14 protein-coding genes are annotated in these 17,149 nt (G+C 72.7%); 8 read left to right on the plus strand and 6 right to left on the minus strand.

Features of this window, described 5'->3' with window-relative positions; all coding sequences use genetic code 11:
• Positions 1 to 3 precede the first annotated feature (3 nt).
• Positions 4 to 639 (minus strand): HAD-IB family phosphatase, encoded by a 636-nt coding sequence (locus AB0M29_RS02960; protein ID WP_365377987.1) that lies wholly within the window; start codon positions 637 to 639, stop codon positions 4 to 6.
• Between the two features lie 149 nt (positions 640 to 788).
• Here AB0M29_RS02960 and AB0M29_RS02965 point away from each other — a divergent pair, with 149 nt between their 5' ends.
• The gene (locus AB0M29_RS02965; RefSeq protein WP_365377989.1) at positions 789 to 1,262 is read left to right on the plus strand and encodes a MarR family winged helix-turn-helix transcriptional regulator; all 474 of its coding nucleotides are present in this window, start codon (positions 789 to 791) and stop codon (positions 1,260 to 1,262) included.
• A 118-nt stretch (positions 1,263 to 1,380) separates the two neighbouring features.
• Complete coding sequence (locus AB0M29_RS02970) at positions 1,381 to 3,144, plus strand: DHA2 family efflux MFS transporter permease subunit (RefSeq protein ID WP_365377991.1); 1,764 nt, start codon at positions 1,381 to 1,383, stop codon at positions 3,142 to 3,144.
• On the opposite strand, the gene AB0M29_RS02975 is transcribed toward AB0M29_RS02970, so the two are convergent.
• Positions 3,071 to 4,513, minus strand: coding sequence for a serine hydrolase domain-containing protein (locus AB0M29_RS02975; RefSeq protein WP_365377994.1), 1,443 nt, complete (start codon positions 4,511 to 4,513; stop codon positions 3,071 to 3,073). The two genes, AB0M29_RS02970 and AB0M29_RS02975, sit on opposite strands and share 74 nt — an antisense overlap.
• Before the next feature lie 437 nt (positions 4,514 to 4,950).
• Between AB0M29_RS02975 and AB0M29_RS02980 the strand changes: the two genes are divergently transcribed.
• The 3 genes from AB0M29_RS02980 (at position 4,951) to AB0M29_RS02990 (ending at position 10,280) form a co-directional block, all read left to right on the plus strand.
• The gene (locus AB0M29_RS02980; RefSeq protein WP_365377996.1) at positions 4,951 to 8,184 is read left to right on the plus strand and encodes a discoidin domain-containing protein; all 3,234 of its coding nucleotides are present in this window, start codon (positions 4,951 to 4,953) and stop codon (positions 8,182 to 8,184) included.
• A 196-nt stretch (positions 8,185 to 8,380) separates the two neighbouring features.
• Entirely contained in the window at positions 8,381 to 9,427 is a 1,047-nt protein-coding gene (locus tag AB0M29_RS02985) for an amidohydrolase family protein (protein ID WP_365377998.1), read from the plus strand.
• A gap of 43 nt (positions 9,428 to 9,470) precedes the next feature.
• A complete protein-coding gene (locus AB0M29_RS02990; RefSeq protein WP_365378001.1) occupies positions 9,471 to 10,280 on the plus strand; it encodes a nucleotidyltransferase domain-containing protein in 810 nt (269 codons plus the stop codon).
• 15 nt (positions 10,281 to 10,295) lie between these two features.
• Here the strand turns inward: AB0M29_RS02990 and AB0M29_RS02995 are convergent, their stop codons facing one another.
• From AB0M29_RS02995 to AB0M29_RS03005, 3 genes are all read right to left on the minus strand, one after another.
• Complete coding sequence (locus AB0M29_RS02995; RefSeq protein ID WP_365378004.1) at positions 10,296 to 11,006, minus strand: response regulator transcription factor; 711 nt, start codon at positions 11,004 to 11,006, stop codon at positions 10,296 to 10,298.
• A complete protein-coding gene (locus tag AB0M29_RS03000; RefSeq protein ID WP_365378006.1) occupies positions 11,003 to 12,256 on the minus strand; it encodes a sensor histidine kinase in 1,254 nt (417 codons plus the stop codon). Before AB0M29_RS03000 ends, AB0M29_RS02995 begins: the two co-directional genes overlap by 4 nt.
• Positions 12,257 to 12,317: 61 nt before the next feature.
• Positions 12,318 to 13,223 carry a methyltransferase domain-containing protein gene (locus AB0M29_RS03005; protein ID WP_365378009.1) on the minus strand — a complete coding sequence of 302 codons (906 nt, stop codon included), beginning with the start codon at positions 13,221 to 13,223 and terminating at the stop codon, positions 12,318 to 12,320.
• A 104-nt stretch (positions 13,224 to 13,327) separates the two neighbouring features.
• Here AB0M29_RS03005 and AB0M29_RS03010 point away from each other — a divergent pair, with 104 nt between their 5' ends.
• Positions 13,328 to 14,950 carry a PLP-dependent aminotransferase family protein gene (locus tag AB0M29_RS03010; protein ID WP_365378583.1) on the plus strand — a complete coding sequence of 541 codons (1,623 nt, stop codon included), beginning with the start codon at positions 13,328 to 13,330 and terminating at the stop codon, positions 14,948 to 14,950.
• A gap of 88 nt (positions 14,951 to 15,038) precedes the next feature.
• Here AB0M29_RS03010 and AB0M29_RS03015 read toward each other — a convergent pair whose 3' ends face one another.
• The gene (locus tag AB0M29_RS03015) at positions 15,039 to 15,533 is read right to left on the minus strand and encodes a peptidylprolyl isomerase (RefSeq protein ID WP_365378012.1); all 495 of its coding nucleotides are present in this window, start codon (positions 15,531 to 15,533) and stop codon (positions 15,039 to 15,041) included.
• A 174-nt stretch (positions 15,534 to 15,707) separates the two neighbouring features.
• On the opposite strand from AB0M29_RS03015, the gene AB0M29_RS03020 reads away from it, so the two are divergent.
• Together AB0M29_RS03020 and AB0M29_RS03025 are read left to right on the plus strand one after the other, a co-directional pair.
• Positions 15,708 to 16,706: an RNA-binding protein gene (locus AB0M29_RS03020; protein WP_365378014.1), complete on the plus strand. Its 999-nt coding sequence runs from the start codon at positions 15,708 to 15,710 to the stop codon at positions 16,704 to 16,706.
• Positions 16,707 to 16,754: 48 nt separating this feature from the next.
• The gene (locus tag AB0M29_RS03025) at positions 16,755 to 17,117 is read left to right on the plus strand and encodes a hypothetical protein (protein ID WP_365378017.1); all 363 of its coding nucleotides are present in this window, start codon (positions 16,755 to 16,757) and stop codon (positions 17,115 to 17,117) included.
• Positions 17,118 to 17,149: the final 32 nt, after the last annotated feature.

Genomic DNA, 17,149 nt, shown 5'->3' on the forward strand with positions numbered 1-17,149 from the left:
CGGTCAGTCCCCGGCGACCAGGGCGTACGCCTCGCGCAGGTCACCGCCCGCGTACGCGTGGGTGGCCAGGCCGCTGACGTGGGAGTCGCCGTTCACCGCGACCGAGACGGGGACCGCTGCGAACAGCGCGGTGTCGGAGAGCGAGTCCCCGTACGCGACGCAGTCGGCCCGGCCGACACCGTAGAGCGCGCACAGCTCGTCGGCGATGCTCACCTTGGACTCGGGGACCAGTATCCCGGCGGGGTCGAGCCGGGCCTCGGAGGTGAAGGGGACCTCGGGGAAGACCGAGGCGCGGGCCTGGTGGACGCCCCAGGCGCGCAGCCGGGTCACGAAGAAGCTGGGCGAGAGCGAGATGACCGCGCAGTGCTCCCCGCGGGCCGTGATGTCGGCCCAGACCTCACGGATGCCGGTGAGCCAGGGCGAACCGTCGAAGGCGGCCGTCACCTGGTGCTCGGTGAGCGTGGACCACATCGCGTACGCGCGTTCCGCGTAGCCGACCGGGTCGATCACCCCGCGCAGCAGCGCCGCTTCCAGCTCCTGGAACTCGGCCACCAGCCCCATCTCACGGGCGATCTGGATCCCTGCCGACGAACCGCGCAGCAGCGTCCCGTCCATGTCGAAGATGTGCAGACGCCCCACCGCGATGCTCCCTCACCCGTTGTCACCGGCCGCCCCTCGGCCACCTGCGCGAGTGTTTCACGTGGAACACTCACCGTGACCACGGATTTTCGGCAGATAGGTCCGTCGCCGAACAATCCCGTAGTAGACCTTTTTGTTAGTCTCGACCCATGACCACCGATGTGTCGTTCCTGCTGCAGCACACCGCCCATGTGCTGACCACCCAGATGTCGGCCGCATTGGCGGAGATCGACATGACGCCGCGCGCCCACTGCGTGCTGGCGCACGCGCTGCAGGCCGAGCGGACACAGGCGCAGCTCGCGGAGCTGTCCGACCTGGACAAGACCACGATGGTGGTCACCGTGGACCATCTGGAGCGAGCGGGGCTGGCCGAACGCGTGCCGTCCGCGACCGACCGCCGGGCCCGGATCATCAAGGTCACACCGGCGGGCAAGGAGGTGGTTGCCGCGGGGCAGGCCATCGTCAACCGCGTGCACGGCGACGTGCTCGGCGCACTGCCCGAGCAGGAGCGCGACGCGTTCGTCGCCGCCCTGAACCGGCTGGCCACCGGCCATCTCGCCACCCCCGCCGAGGTCAGCGACGGCTCGCAGGGGGTGCGCCGCCCGCGGCAGTCGAGGAAGTGAGCGGGCGGGGCCGCGCGCTTCGGCGCAGCTCAGACGCGTAGGACCGTAAAAGATAGTCTGCAACGAAACCATCTGCTACGGTCTCTCTTGGCACCCCATCCGCCAGGAGGCGACTGTCATGCCATTGCGCGCACTCTTCGCACCCCGTTCCCCGCAGGGCCGCCCCGGCCGGCGCACCGGCTCGCGCGGCGCGGCCCTCGCCGTCCTCAGCGCGGGCACCCTGATGATCATCCTGGACGGCACGATCGTCACCGTCGCACTGCCGTCCATCCAGGGTGACCTGGGCTTCTCCCAGTCCACCCTGGCCTGGGTGGTCAACGCCTACCTGATCGCCTTCGCCGGTCTGCTGCTGCTCTCCGGCCGGCTCGGCGATCTGCTCGGGCGCCGCCGCGTCCTGGTCACCGGGCTGATCGCGTTCACCGTCGCCTCGCTCCTGTGCGGCTTCGCGGACTCGGCGGGGCTGCTGATCGCCGCCCGCTTCGTCCAGGGCGCGGCCGGTGCGATGGTCTCCGCCGTCAGCCTCGGCATGGTCATCGCGCTCTACCCCGACTCCTCGGGCCGGGCACGGGCGTTGGGCGTCTACAGCTTCGTGCAGTCCGCGGGCGGTGTGCTCGGCCTGGTCGCGGGCGGCATCCTGACCCAGGCCCTCAACTGGCACTGGATCTTCTTCGTCAACCTCCCCATCGGCGCCGCCGCGGCCGTCCTCAGCCTGCGGCTGCTCCCCGACGACCGGCCCGCGAGGGCCGCCGGGGCCGCTGGGGCCGCTGGGGCCGCCGGGGCCTCGGCGCGGTCAGGCGGCGGCAGCGCGGACGTCCCCGGCGCGGTGCTGGTCACCGCCGCGCTGATGCTAGGCGTCTACGCCATCGTCGGCACCACCGACCACGGCTGGGCGTCCGCCCACACCGCCGGGTTCGCGGCACTGTCCGCCGTCCTGCTGGCCGCCTTCCTGTTCCGGCAGACCAGGGCGGCCCAGCCGCTGATGCCGCTGCGGCTGTTCCGCTCCCGGATGGTCAGCGGCGCCAACCTGGTGCTGGCGGTGATGGTCGCGGGCGGCTTCGGCTTCCAGTTCCTCACCACGCTCTACCTGCAGCGGGTGCTCGGCTACGACCCGCTGCGGATCGGGCTGGCGATCGCGCCGACCGGCGTCGTCATCGGCGTGATGTCGCTGGTGCTGTCCGCCCGGCTCGGCGCGCGCTTCGGACAGCGGGCGGTGCTGCTGCCCAGCCTCGCGCTCTTCGCGGGCGGCTTCCTGCTGCTGGCCAGGGCGCCCTCGGCGCACGCCTCCTACGCGGTCGACGTGCTGCCCGCGACCCTGGTCTTCGGTGTCGCCTTCGGCCTGGCCATGCCGTCGCTGATGACGCTGGGCATGTCCGACGCCACCCCGGCCGACTCCGGGCTGATCTCCGGCGTCTTCAACACCGCCCAGCAGATCGGCGGCGCACTCGGCCTGGCCGTACTCGCCGCCCTGGCCAGTGCCCGCACCGACCACCGGCTCGCCGCGGGCCAACGCCTGCCCGCCGCCCTGACCAGCGGTTACCACCTCGCCTTCCTGGTCGCCGCGGCCCTGCTCGCCGCCGCCACGGCGCTGGCCGCCGTCCTGCTGCGCGACCGGCGGCCGCGACAGCCGAAGGACGGCGGCACGCAGGTCGCGGACGGGGCGGGTGTGCCCACGACCGCGACCGCGACCGAGGACAGCGGCAGGCCAGACACGCGCAGGGCCACCGCCGCGGTCGCGGACGGCGGCACACCCACGACGGCGGCCCCCGACCACGGCACCCAGGGCGACTCCGCCGCCCCGCGCCCCGGCGTCAGCGCCCCGGCCATCCCTGCGGGTCGAGGCCGCCGGGTACCGGGGCAGCGGGATCGTACGGCTCGCGTGTGAAGACGAAGGAGCCCAGGTCGAGATGGCTGACGCTGCCGTCCGCACGGCGGACCGCGCGCAGCGTCTCGCCCGCGTAGTACCCCTCAAGACCGGTCCAGGTGCCGTCCGGCTCGGCGCGGAAGCGCGAGGCGCGACCACCTGGGCCGGTCAGTCTGCCGAGCGACACCTCGCCGGTGTCGCGCACCCGCAGGGCGTACGGGGTGGTGCCCCAGTACCAGGGTCCGGCCAGTGCGAGCAGGTCGCGGTCCAGCCGGTCGGCCGGGCGCCAGGGCGCCGGAAGTCCGGGTTCGGAGTCCGCGGTGAGGGCCAGCAGATCGGCCGCCAGCGTGCTGATCGCGGGCCCCGAGGTGCAGTTGGCCAGCGCGATCGCGCCGACGCCGTCCTCCACGCTCACCCAGATAGCGGCCAGGAAACCGGGCATCGAGCCGGTGTGACCGGCCAGCGAACGGCCGCCGCGGCGCAGGAGCTGCAGGCCGAGGCCGTAGCCGCCCTCCGGATCGGTGTCGTCCGGCGGCGCGGCCGGGGTGCGCATCTCCGCCACGCTCGCCGCGCCGAGCACCCGCTCGTGCCCGGCCGCCAGGAACGCCGCCCAGCGCGCCAGGTCCCCGGCGGTCGACCAGAGTTGGCCCGCGGGCGCCATCCGCCCGGTGTCCTGGACGACCTCCGGCTGCATCACATCCGCCCACGGGTGCACCGCGAAGCCCCCGGCGTGCGGGGACTGCGGGTGCAGGGACGTCCGCGGCATCCCCAGCGGATCGAGCACCTCGGCGCGCAGCGCCTCACCCCACGGCATCCCGCGCACCTTCTCCACCAGCGCGCCGAGCAGGGCGAAGCCGGGGTTGGAGTAGTGGTGGCGGCTCCCGCCCGGATGCTTGTACGGGGCGTCGCCGAGCACGTCTGCCAGCTCGGGGCGGAGACCGCCGGGTGTCCGCTCCCACCAGGGGCCCGGCGTCTCGGAGGCCAGTCCGGAGGTGTGCGCGAGCAGTTGGCGGATCGTCACGGCCCCCACCCCGTCCGCCGCGCCCGCCCCGGCACCCGCGCCCAGGTCCGCGTCCGGCAGGTGCTGGTCCAGGCGGTCGCCCAGCTCCAGCAGCCCCTCGTCCCGCAGCCGCATCACCAGCACGGCGGCGAAGGTCTTGGTGAGCGAGCCGATCCGGTACTGCGTGTCGGTGTCCGGCGCGTGCCCCTCGATCATGCTGCGGGCGCCGCTCCACACCAACCGCCCCTCGCGCACCACCGCTCCCACCGTGGAGGGCGCGCGCCCCCTGGACTGCTCCACGGCGACCCGGTGCAGCAGCGCGCGGCGGGTGGCGGGGAGGAGTGCGTCGCCCTCATCGCCCTGGGCGTTTCCGGACACCTGCGCGGTCACGGCCTCAACTGTCACTCGTCGTACGCCTCTCTGACGTCACTGACATTACGGGCATTGCCGGTATCGCCGGCGGTCCGTCGGACCTGACGTCATCCTGCGGCCATGCGACCGGAAAGTCATGCCGATTCCGCGCGCCTGGCGCCATGTCAGACGCCGCCCGGGGCGGGGCCGCGATGAAGAAAGCGGTGTCGTTCGGTCACGGCTGCGCGAAATCTTGACAGCCGTTTTCCCCGGGCGTAGACATCACGTCGGTCAGAGAGCGCTCTCAGACAGCGAGCCAATTCCGTACGCACCAGCGCCGGCCCCGGCAGAGAGACCGGGGTCGGCGCAAGTCGCACATCCGACTCGTAGGAGCACACATGAGCCTCACCCCACTAGGGCTCTCAGCACGCCGTAAACGTTTCCGTATCGAGCGGTCACCGCAAGCGGTGCTGCTCATGGCCCTGATACTGATCGCCTCGGCGTATCTGTCGCTGGTACCGACCTCCTCCCACGCCGCCTCGCCGGTGCTGCTCTCGCAGGGCAAACCGGCGACCGCCTCGTCCGTCCAGGACGCCTTCACCGCGAACGCGGCCGTCGACGGCGACACCGGCACCCGCTGGTCCAGCCAGGCCGCCGATCCGCAGTGGCTCCAGGTCGACCTGGGCTCCAGCCAGACCATCAGCCAGGTCGTCCTCAACTGGGAGACGGCGTACGGCAAAGCCTTCAAGATCCAGGTCTCGGACAACGCGAGCACCTGGAACGACATCTACTCGACCACCACCGGCACCGGCGGCACCCAGACGCTGAGCGTCACCGGCACCGGCCGTTATGTACGGATGTACGGCACCCAGCGCGCCACCCAATGGGGCTACTCGCTCTGGGAGTTCCAGGTCTACGGCGGCTCCGGCACCCCACCCCCCACCACCTGCGCCACCAACACCGCCGCCCTCAACAAGCCCGCCACCGCGTCCTCCACCGAGAACGCGGGCACCCCCGCCTCGGCCGCCTTCGACGGCAACGCGGGCACCCGCTGGTCGAGCGCGGCCTCCGACCCCCAGTGGCTCCAGGTCGACCTCGGCTCCTCGCAGACCCTCTGCGGCGCGCAGCTCATCTGGGAGGCCGCGTACGGCAAGGCGTACCAGATCCAGGTCTCGGACGACGGTTCCACGTGGAACAACGCGTACTCCACGACGAGCGGGACCGGCGGCACCGAGAATCTGACCTTCAACGCGACCGGCCGCTACGTTCGGCTGTACGGCACCCAGCGCGCCACCCAATGGGGCTACTCGCTCTGGGAGTTCACCGTCCTGACTCCCGGCGGCACCACCACCCCGCCGCCCGGCGGCGGCAACGGCGACTGCCCGTGGGTCGGTTCCACCGCGCCGGTCGCCACCCGGGTCCAGCAGCTCATGGCCCAGATGACGCTGGCGCAGAAGGTCTCCATCCTGCACGGCAACAACAACGCGTCCCCGTACATCGGCAACATCACCGGCATCCCGTCGCTGTGCATCCCCGATGTCGGGCTGCACGACGGTCCGGCGGGCGTCGGTGACGGGCTCGGCGGTGTGACCCAGATGCCGTCGGGCAACGCGTCCGCCGCGACCTTCGACAACGCGCTGGAGCAGCAGTACGGCGCCGCGATCGGCGCGGAGTTCGCGGGCAAGGGCGTCGCGGTGGCGCTCGGCCCGACGCTGAACATCGTCCGCGACCCGCGCTGGGGGCGGTCGTTCGAGTCCTTCAGCGAGGATCCGTATCTCAGCGGCCAGATGGCCGCCGCCGACATCACCGGCATCCAGAGCCAGGGCGTGATGGCGGAGGCCAAGCACGCGGCCGTCTACAACATCGAGAACCCGGCGGGCTCGGTCACCATCGACAACCGGACGCTGCAGGAGATGTACCTGCCCGGGTTCCAGACGGCGATCCAGAAGAGCTCCCCGGCGGCCGTGATGTGCGCCTACAGCATCGTCAACACGATCCCCGCCTGCCAGAACCCGGCGCTGCTCAACGTCGGTCTCTACCAGCAGGCCAACTTCGGCGGCTTCGTCACCAGCGACTGGGGCGGTACCCACTCGACGGTCGAGTCGGCCAACGCGGGGCTGACCGTGGAGATGCCCAACGGGTATTTCTACGCCGACTTCCTCGCCCAGGCGGTCGCCAACGGCACGGTCTCGCAGGCCACCCTGGACACCATGGTGAGCAGGCTGCTCACCCAGATGTTCGCCTTCGGCCTGTTCGACAAGCCCCACACCGGTTCACGGGACGCCGTCGTCACCACCCCGGCGCATGTGGCCGTGGCGCTCCAGGGCGCCGAGGAGGGCACCGTACTGCTGAAGAACAACGGCATCCTGCCGCTGTCCACGTCCACCACCCACTCGATCGCGGTGATCGGCTGGGACGGCGGCGCGGGAGTGCAGTCCATCGGCGGCGGCAGCGCCACGGTGACGAGTTCCGGCACGGTCTGGCCGATCACCGGTATCCAGAACCGTGTCGCGGGCACCGGCACCACCGTCCAGTACAACGACGCGACCAATCTGCCGTCGGCGGTCTCACTGGCCCGCAGCTCCGATGTCGCGATCGTCTTCGCCAGCGACAACTACGGCAACGAGGAGCACGACACCACCACGCTCGACCTGCCCAACAACGGTGGCAGCACGACCAGTCAGAACGACATGATCGCCCAGGTGGCGGCGGCGAACCCGCACACCATCGTGGTGCTCAACAACAACTCGGCGATCAACATGCCGTGGCTGAACCAGGTCGCGGGCGTCTTCGAGGGCTTCTACTCCGGCCAGCAGATCGGTACGGCGATGGCGGCGCTGATCTTCGGCGACGTCAACCCGTCGGGCAAGCTGCCGGTCACCTTCCCGAAGAGCCTGGCCGACGTGCCCGCCAACACCCCGGCGCAGTGGCCCGGCACCAACGGCACGGTGCAGTACAGCGAGGGCCTCAAGGTCGGCTACCGCTGGTACGACGCACAGAACATCGCGCCGCTCTTCCCCTTCGGGTACGGGCTGTCGTACACGAGCTTCGGCTACAGCAACCTCCAGGTCGGCGCGCTGTCCGGCGGTAACGCCACCGTCCACGCGACGGTGACCAACACCGGGTCACGAGCGGGCACCGACGTCGCGCAGCTCTATGTCGGCGACCCCGCGTCCACGGGCGAGCCGGTGCACCAACTGCGCGGCTACCAGCGCGTCACCCTCAACCCGGGTCAGTCGCAGACCGTCACCTTCACGGTCTCGACGCACGACCTGGCCTACTGGAACACTGCCTCCAACGGCTGGACGACCGCGGCGGGCAACTACCAGATCCTGGTCGGCGACTCCTCGCGCAACCTCCCGCTGACCGGCACCCTCAATGTCCCGACCCAGGTCAACGGCGCGCTCGCCGCCGCCCTCACCGACAAGGAGACCGCCGCAGGACCGGCCGCCACGGCCGCACCGCTCAACGTGCCGAACCCGCACGGCATGAGCAGCCCGCTGCACGCCACGGTCGGCTGGGCCTTCGACCCGGCCGCCGCCTCCGGCACCACCTACACCGCGACGGGACTGCCGCCGGGCATCTCCCTCAGCCGGGCGGGCCGGTTCACCGGCGCCGCCACCTCGGCCGGCACCTACACGGTGACGGTCACCGCCAGGAACACGGTGGGCGACACCGGTTCCGCGACCTTCGTCTGGACCGCGACGTAGGCCGTCCCCGCACCAGCGCCCCCGGCAACCGTCCGACGGCCGCCGGGGGCGCGCGGCTTTCCCGGGCCGGACGCTCTTCCGGCTGGGCCTTTCCCCGGCCTGACCTTTCCCCGTCGGACCTTTCCCCGGCCTTGATCCGTACGGTCCACCGGGTCGATACGGTGGCGGGACGCGGCGACGAGGGAGGCGGTCACCTGTGGTGATCCAGGTGCGGGGCGTGGTGCTGCCGGAGCGGGTCGAGCGGACCTTCGCGATCGACGGGGACAGGCTGCGGGCCGATCCGGTGCCGGGAGCGGATCTCGTGGTGGACGGCGGCTGGCTGCTGCCGGGCCTCGTCGACGCGCACACCCACCCGGGCACGGAGAGCACGGACCAGCCCTTCAGCGACGAGATGCTGCGCAAGCACCTGCTCGGCCACCGGGACGCGGGCGTCCTGCTGGTGCGCACGCCCGGCTCCGCCGCCCGGATACCCGACTGGGTGGACGCGGCCGAGGACCTGCCGCGGGTCCGTTCCGCCGGGCGCTGGCTGGCCACCCCCGGCCGCTTCTTCCCCGGCTTCGGGCGGGACGTCAGCGAGGCGGACCTGGTGGCCGCGGCCGTCGAGGAGGCACGGGCGTCCTCCGGCTGGTGCAAGGTGATCGGCGACTGGCGGCCCGACGAGCCCGCGGTACCCCTGGAGTTGCTGACCGCCGTGGTCGCGGCGGTGCACGCGGACGGCGGACGGGTCGCCGTGCACTGCCAGACCGGCGACGGCTGCCGCAACGCCGTACTGGCCGGGGCGGACAGCCTGGAACACGGCATGCATCTCGACCCCGGCCTCATCGACCGGATGGCGGCCCAGGGCACCGCGTACGTCCCCACCCTCAGCGTCTTCGGGGCCGGCGCCGACCGCAGGCGCGCGGAAGAGCCGAGCGCGCGCCGCGACTGGTGGCTGGCCGGGTGGGACGGCATGCTGCCCAACGTGGCCGCCGCGCACGAAGCGGGCGTCACCCTCCTCGCGGGCACCGACAGCTTCCCCACCGGCACGGTGGCGTCCGAGATCGGCTGGCTGCTCAAGGCGGGACTGCCCGCCGAGGCCGCGCTCGGCGCCGCCTCCTGGTCGGCCCGCTCCTGGCTGGGCCTGCCCGGCCTGGTCGACGGCGGCCCCGCCGACCTCGTCGCCTACGACAGCGACCCGACCCTCGACCCGTCCGTGCTGTCCCGGCCCGCCCGCATCATCCTGCGCGGCCGCGTCGTGGCCTGAGACGCCCTGCCGCCCCGCCACCAGCCGTGCGATAGTCGCGGTCATGGCTCACGACGAGGACGCGGGAAACCCCGACCGCCAGGGCGAGTCCGGGAAGGACGCCGCCGTCGAAGCCCTCCTGGAACGCTTCGTCGGCGACGTCCGCGACGCGCTGCCGCTGGTCGCCCTGTGGGCGCACGGCTCCCTGGCGCTCGGCGACTTCCAGCCCGGCCGCAGCGACCTGGACCTGATCGCCGTCGTCGCCGAGGACATCACCGACGCCCAGCGCGACCGGCTGCGCACCCTGCACCGGGCGCTGACCAGGGACGATCCGCTCTCCGCCAAGCTGCACTGCTCCTACATCGCCACCGCCACCCTGCCGGAGACCGGCCACCGCCATGTGACCTGGGCCCACCAGAAGCTCTTCGCCCGGACCGTGACCGAGGTCAGCCGCCGCGAACTGGCCCTCGGCGGACGCTGCCTGTACGGTCCACCGCCCGCCGAACTGCTGCCCGCGGTCACCGACGAGGAACTCGCGGACTTCATCCGCACCGAACTGCGCGGCTTCTGGTACCCGGCCGCCGCCCGGCGCCTCGACTGGCTCCGCGACGTCTGGGTGGACCTCGGCCTGGTCACCGTCGCCCGCGCCACCGTCACCCTCCGGGACGGACGCCTCATCACCAAAGGCGAGGCACTCGACCTGCTGACGGCCGAACTCGACGCCCCGCCGTCGGTCGTCCACGACATCCGCGACCGCCGGTACGGCCGCCCCGGCGCCGCCCGACGGCGGTTCGACCCGCTCTGGCGGGTCGAACGGGCCCGGCTGGCACGGACGTTCGTGCGTACCGGTATCGAACGCGCCCTGGAGCGATAGCGCGAGGCGCGGACCTCAACGGGGCGGCGGCACCAGACCCGTCTCGTAGGCGATGATCACCAGATGCACCCGGTCGCGGGCGTCGAGCTTGGTGAACAGCCGCGCCACATGCGCCTTCGCGGTGGCCACGCTGATCGACAGCTCCGCGGCGATCTCGGTGTTGGACAGGCCGCGGCCCACGAGGGTCAGCACCTCGCGCTCGCGTTCGGTGACGCCGTCGGCCGTACGGCGTGGCGTGGTGGGGGGCTCGGGTTCCGGCCGCCCGGCGAACTCCTCGATCAGCCGGCGGGTGACGCTCGGCGCGATGAGCGCGTCCCCGGCGGCGACCACCCGTATCCCGGCCAGGATGTCCTCCAGCGCCATGTCCTTGACCAGGAACCCGCTCGCTCCCGCCCGCAGCGCCGCGTACACGTAGTCGTCGTCGTCAAAGGTGGTCAGCACCAGGACCCGGGTCTCCTCGGGACCCGCGGTGATCATCCGGGTGGCCTCGATGCCGTCCATCCCCGGCATCCGGATGTCCATCACCACGACGTCGGGCCGTTGGTCCCTGACCAGTTGGACCGCCTGCGCGCCCGTACCGGCCTCGCCGACGACCTCCAGATCGGGGGTGTCGGCGATCAGCACCCGCAGCCCGGCCCGTACCAGCGGCTGGTCGTCGGCGAGCGCGACGCGGACGGTCGTGGGAGTGCCGGGCGGATCGGCCGCGGGGGCCAGTGGCTCGGTCATCGGACCCCCTCCGGCACCGGCAGCCGGGCCGCGACACGGAAGCCGCCGCCGGGCCGCGGACCCGCGCTGAACTCGCCGTGCAGCAGCCCGACGCGCTCACGCATGCCGGAGATGCCGTATCCGGGAGACGGGACGGGGCGGCTCTCGCCGTGTCCGTTCCCGTCGTCGGTGATCTCGATGGACAGCTCCTCTTTCCCACGGTCGACGGACACCTGGCAGTACGGGGTGCCCGCGTGCCGCACCACGTTGGTGACGGCCTCCTGGATGATGCGGAAGGCGGACAGGTCGATGTCCGGTGGCAGCGGGGAGCGGTCCCCCCGCCACCGCACCTCGACCCGTACGCCCGCGTCACCGGTCCTGGCCACCAGCCGCTCGACGTCCGCGAGGCCCGGAGCGGCGTCGCCCCGCTCGGCGGTTGCTTCCGCTTCCGGGTCCGCGTCGGCCACCGGGTCCGCCTGCCGGAGCGCGCCCAGCATCCGCCGCAGCCCCGAGAGGGTCTCCCTGCTGGTGGCCTCGATGGCCGACAGCGCGTTGCGCGCCTCCGCGGGCTGGGTGTCGATCACCCGGCTGCCCACCCCCGCCTGGATCGCGATGATGCCGATGCTGTGCGCGACCATGTCGTGCAACTCACGGGCGATCCGCAGCCGTTCCGCCGTGACCGCCTGCACGGTGGCCTGGGCGCTGAGCGCCTGCGCGTGTGCCCGCCGCTGCCCCATGGAGTCGCCGACCAGCCAGGCGATGACCGCGGTCAGCGCGATGGCCGTCTCGACCGGCAGGTCGTACCGCTGCGGCTGGAACAGCGCCCACGCGAGCGCGTAGGCGCCCAGCACTCCGAGTGCCATCGATACGGCGAGAATCGAGGTGCGGCGCGAACCACGTGCCGCGATACGGGTGATGGCGATGTCGATCGCCAGGAACACCAGCAGCGGGATCACCGGGGTCCGCGCCGCGCACCCGGCGGCGAACGCGGCGGCCAGCATCATCGCCAAAGCGGCCAGCGGCCGCCTGCGCAGCATTCGCAGGGCGCACACGATGACGATCACCAGCAGAAGCAACGCCGGTGGACTGACCATGCCGCGCCCCATCCGGAACACCAGCAGTGATCTGCCCGTCAGCGCGAGCAACGCCAACCCGGCGGCCCCGCACACCCAAGGGGCCACCCGGGCGCCGACCGTCAGCTCCCGCGGCGGCGGTCCGGGGCGCTCGGAGCGTCCCTTCGCGGAGTCCGTCGGGCGCGGGGTGGTGTCCACCCACTGATCGTAGGCCGACCGCCCTCACCTGGGTATTGGCCTGGGGGCGTACTCCTCGGGGCTACCCGGCGGGCTCCTTCCGGCGTCCGCCGGGCCGTCCTTCCCCGCGCACCGCGACCGCCTTGAAGAAGGTGTAGTGGAAGGCCCCGTCCTCCCGTGCGGTGCGCCGCAGTTCGGCGATCCCGCGCTCCCAGTCGGCCGCGGTGACGAGACCGGCGGCCAGTGCCTCGTCCCGGACGGCCTCGACCATGGCGATGAAGGTGTCGCGGGTGAACCCCTCCACCAGCGCGGGCCTGCTGCTGTCGGCCCAGACCGTACGCGAGCGGACCACGACGCCCTCGTATCCGCCGTCGGCCAGCAGCGGGGCGAGCTGCCTGCCGATCAGCGCGTTGCCGCCCGCGGCGGCCTGCAGCCGGATCTGGCAGTCGATCACCGCCTGGGCGTACGCCCCCGCCGGGTGGAAGAACGCCGATCCGTGGTCGCCCTCGATGACGGTGATCGTCCCGCCGGGCCGCAGCACCCGCCGCAGTACGGCCAGGGCACGCACCGGATCGGGCAGGTGCTCCAGCACGAAGCAGACGAAGACATGGTCGAACTCCGCCTCGGCGAACGGCAGAGCGAACAGGTCGGCGACATGCCACTCGACGACGACGGCCGTGTCCGCCGTGTTCGCCTGGTCCGCCGTCGGCGCTTCGGCCGCGACCCGGGCGCGGGCCTGGGCCAGCGAGTCGGCCGAGCGGTCGACGGCGACGATCCGCGCTCCCGGGCTCGCTCTGGCCAGGTGCACCGTCTGGGCGCCGACGCCACAGCCGATCTCCAGGACGCGGCTGCCCGCGGGGTAGGCCGTGCCCGCGTGCAGCAGCGCCGCGAGCGTGTCCGCCTGGTCGCCGAGGCGGCGGGCCTCGCGCGCTGAGTAGCCGTGTACGTAGCGGTGGTCGTTCCTGGTGACCTGCGTGGTGGTGTCCATGCGAACCAGCGTGCTGCCACTATGGCCTGGTGGACAGATCCAAAGAGGGTGTATCGGAGAGGTCCAATACGCCCTCAGCGGCAGCCTCCGGGTCGTCCGACTTCCTGCAACTCGACATCCGCCAGGCGCCGAACGGCGGCCGCGCCGACTGGCTCGCCCGCCAGCTGCGGCTGGCCATCGCCGACGGACGGCTGCCCGTGGGCAGCAAACTCCCCGCGAGCCGGGTGCTGGCCGCCGAACTCGGCGTCTCCCGCGGCGTGGTCACCGAGGCGTACCAGCGCCTGACCGAAGACGGCCACACGGCGGGCCACCGCCGCAACGGCACAACCGTGGTCGCAGCCCCGCCGCCCCAATCTGGGGTCCCGTGGGTGGACACGCCCGGGAGCCCGTCCGTGGACCGGCCCATGGACAGGTCCGGGGTCCCGCCCGGGGACTCTTGCGCGGGCCCGTACCCGCCGGTCGGCGTCCCCGCGGCCGACGCCGGTCGCTCCGTCCCCGCGCCCGGGGACTCGTCCGGGAGCCCGCAACCGCCGGTCGCCGTCCCCGCGCCCGGGGCGGACCGCTTCGCCACACCGCCGGAGGCGAACCTCTTTGACGCGCTGCGGGCGCTGCCCGCCCGGTTCGATCTGACGCCCGGCCTGCCGGATCTCACCGCCTTCCCGCGGGCGGCCTGGCTGCGTGCCGAACGCGCCGTGCTCGGGTCGCTGCCGTCGGCGGAGTTCGGTTACGGCGACCCGCGGGGCGCACCCGTGCTGCGCCGCGCGATCGCCGACTGGCTGGCCCGTAACCGCGGGGTCAGGGCCGACCCGGACGAGGTGCTGATCGTCTCCGGCACCGCCCAGACGCTGACCCTGCTCGGCCGGGTGCTGCGCGACGCGGGGATCCCCCGGGTGGCGGTGGAGGACCCCGGGGCGCTCGGCGCCCGCCAGCACCTGGCCGCGCAGGGACTGGACACCCCGCCGGTCCCGGTCGACGCGGAGGGCGTCAGCGTCGACGCGCTCCGGGCCACCGGCGCCGCCGCCGTACTGCTCACCCCGGCGCACCAGTTCCCGATGGGCGTGGTGCTCGGCGGTGTGCGGCGCCGCGAGCTGATGCGCTGGGCCACCGAGAGCGGTGGGCTGGTCATCGAGGACGACTACGACGCCGAGCACCGCTACGACCGGCCGCCCGTCCCCGCCCTGCGCGCGATGCTCCCCGGGCACGTCTGCTACGCGGGCAGCGTCTCCAAACTCCTCGCCCCCGCCCTGCGGATCGGCTGGGTACTCGCCCCACCGCCGTACCGCGACGCCCTGGTCGCCGCCAAGCGCCTCGCCGACCTCGGCAACGCCGTACTGCCCCAGCTCGTCCTGGCCCATCTGATGGAGTCGGGCGACCTCGAACGCCAGTTGCGCCTGCTGCGTACCCGCCACCGGCGGCGCCGCGACGCCATGGCCGCCGCGATCAAGGACCACCTGCCGGGCGCCACCCTGCACGGCGCCGCCGCGGGCCTCCATCTGACGATCACCTTCGACGCGGCGGCCTTCCCCGACACCCTCCTCGCCGCCGCGGCCCTCGCCCGGGGCGTCAAGGCGCACCCCCTGTCCTGGCACGCCCAGCGCCCCGCCCCGCCCGGCCTGGTCCTCGGCTACGCGGCGCGCACCCCGACCGACATCACCGCCGCGGTGGCGACCCTCGGCGAGACCGTCCGCGCGTTCACCCGGCGTGGGGCCGGCCGGACGGCCGGGTAAAGCGGACGGCCTGGTAAGGCGGCGGCCCCCCGCCCGCTCGATGTTCAGCAGGCAGGGGGCCGAGGACGGGACGTCCTGACGGGAGGCGCTACGCGACGGTCCCGGACGCGGCGATGGTGATCTCACCGCGGGGCGCGCCCGACGACGTGCCGAGGCCCTCGATCTGCTTCACCAGCTCCGAGCCCTCGACGACCTCGCCGAAGACCACGTGCTTGCCGTCCAGCCAGGGCGTCTTCACCGTGGTGACGAAGAACTGCGAGCCATTGGTGTTCGGGCCGCGGTTCGCCATCGAGAGCAGGAACGGCCGGTCGTGCTTGGCCACGAAGGCCTCGTCGGCGAACGTGGCGCCGTAGATGCTCTTGCCGCCCGTGCCGTTACCGGCGGTGAAGTCGCCGCCCTGCAGCATGAACTCCGGGATCACCCGGTGGAAGGACGACCCCGCGTACCCATAGCCGTTCTGCCCGGTGGCCAGCTCCCGGAAGTTCCGCGCCGTCTGCGGCACGTCGGCGTCGTAAAGCTTGAAGACGATCCGCCCAGCGGGCTTGCCGTCGATGCTGATGTCGAAGAACACGTTGTCAGTCATCCCCCCATCGTCCCCCATTCCCCCCACAGCCCCCCGCCCGGCACCCCCACCGCACCCCTCACCGTACGAATCCGCCAACCCCAGAGCCGGTCCGGCGCCCGCTCCCCGCTGTCGGGTACGTCCTCGCGCGACGTTTCCTCGCGAGGTGGCGGGAGCGCACTGGATGATGGGGCCGTGCAGCTCCCCTACGTCTACCGCGTCACCAAATACGACCCCGCCGACCGTGACGCATACGGGCGCTACCAGGGCACCGCGGACACACTCAGCGACCATGGCGAGGTCGAGGCGGCCTACCTGCGGTCGGTGGCGGCCTTCGCCGGGGCCACCGGCGTCGGCCACCTGACCGTACGGGAACCACAGCTGCCCTCTCTCGCGCACTTCGGCCTGGAGCCCCCAGTGGACGGCTTCGGGCTGGACGGACTCTTCCCCGGTGGCCCAGCCGGATTCCACGACGGGGCGGAGGTGCCGCTCGACGTCGGGCTGGAGTTGGTACGCGCCATGCTGCGCGACAACGGGGCCTGGTGCCGGCTGGAGGTGGAGGTGGAGGTCACCTTCGCCGTCCACGTGGGGTGGGACCAGTACCTCTACATCGGCAGCGACCGGCCCTGCGACGAGGCACTGGCCCGAACCCGCGCCCTCGGGCTGTTCCCGGAGCGCGTCGACTCCTCTCCCTACGAGATGGAGACCGACGACGAAGGTGTCCAGCGACCTGGCGACGAGGACTTCTGGGCCGCTCTCCACCGGGCAGTCGCCGCAGGCAGCGCCGGGCTCCTGGAGGAGCAATACGTCGAAGGCGCTTCACGATGGCACCGCCTCACGCCCGATTCCGTCGCCACGGTGCGCGCCGGGATCGGCCCCCGCGCACGCCTGTACGTATGGCCAGATCTGTCGGCGGACGTCGATGGAGTCCTCAGGGCTCTGCCGACCGAGGGCCTCGTCGAAGGGGTCTGGCAGGACCAGGACGGCCGGATCCACAGCGCCGTAGCCGATGAGGACGACTTCCCGGAGCTGACGGCCCGCATGTCCGCCGCGGGTGCGGCAGCGCTTCTTCCGGCATACGCCGACGAACGCGTGCCGCTGTTCACCGCTGTCATGCCCGACAGCGACGGGGTGGTCCGGGCTCGCTGGCGGACCGAACAAGGCCCACCACAGGGGAACAAGCCGGGCTCCTGACGCGGAATCCGGTGGTCGGTGACCAGGCGCCGTCGGTACGGTCGGCCCGTGTGCACCTACGCCTTCGTCCACTACAAGCTGCACTACGCGTGCGTCTCGTGCCGGATCAGCTTCAAGCGGCATCCTCGCGAGGGCGGCCACGCATGCCCGCGCTGCTCGGGACCGCTGCTGTGCGCCGGCCACGACTTCGCGCCGCCCCGCCGCAGCAATCGAAAGGCGTGGTCGGTCGTCACAGTCGTGCTCAACGCCGGGCTGCGCTACGACGGCTTCGAGCCCTGCGGTTGCGCACGACAGCCCAAATTCCGCCCCCGAACCCGCGCCCAGCTCCGCGCCCGCCGCATCGCCGCCGCCCGAACGGGCACCCCGCTCGCGGAGCTGCTCAGCCGACCCGACCCACTGGAGCCCCGCTGATCAGGAAGGGCCCAGCTCCCGCCACCCACCGC

The sequence above is a fragment of the Streptomyces sp. NPDC051976 genome, from assembly GCF_040680795.1.
In the GTDB taxonomy this organism is placed as follows: Bacteria; Actinomycetota; Actinomycetes; order Streptomycetales; family Streptomycetaceae; genus Actinacidiphila.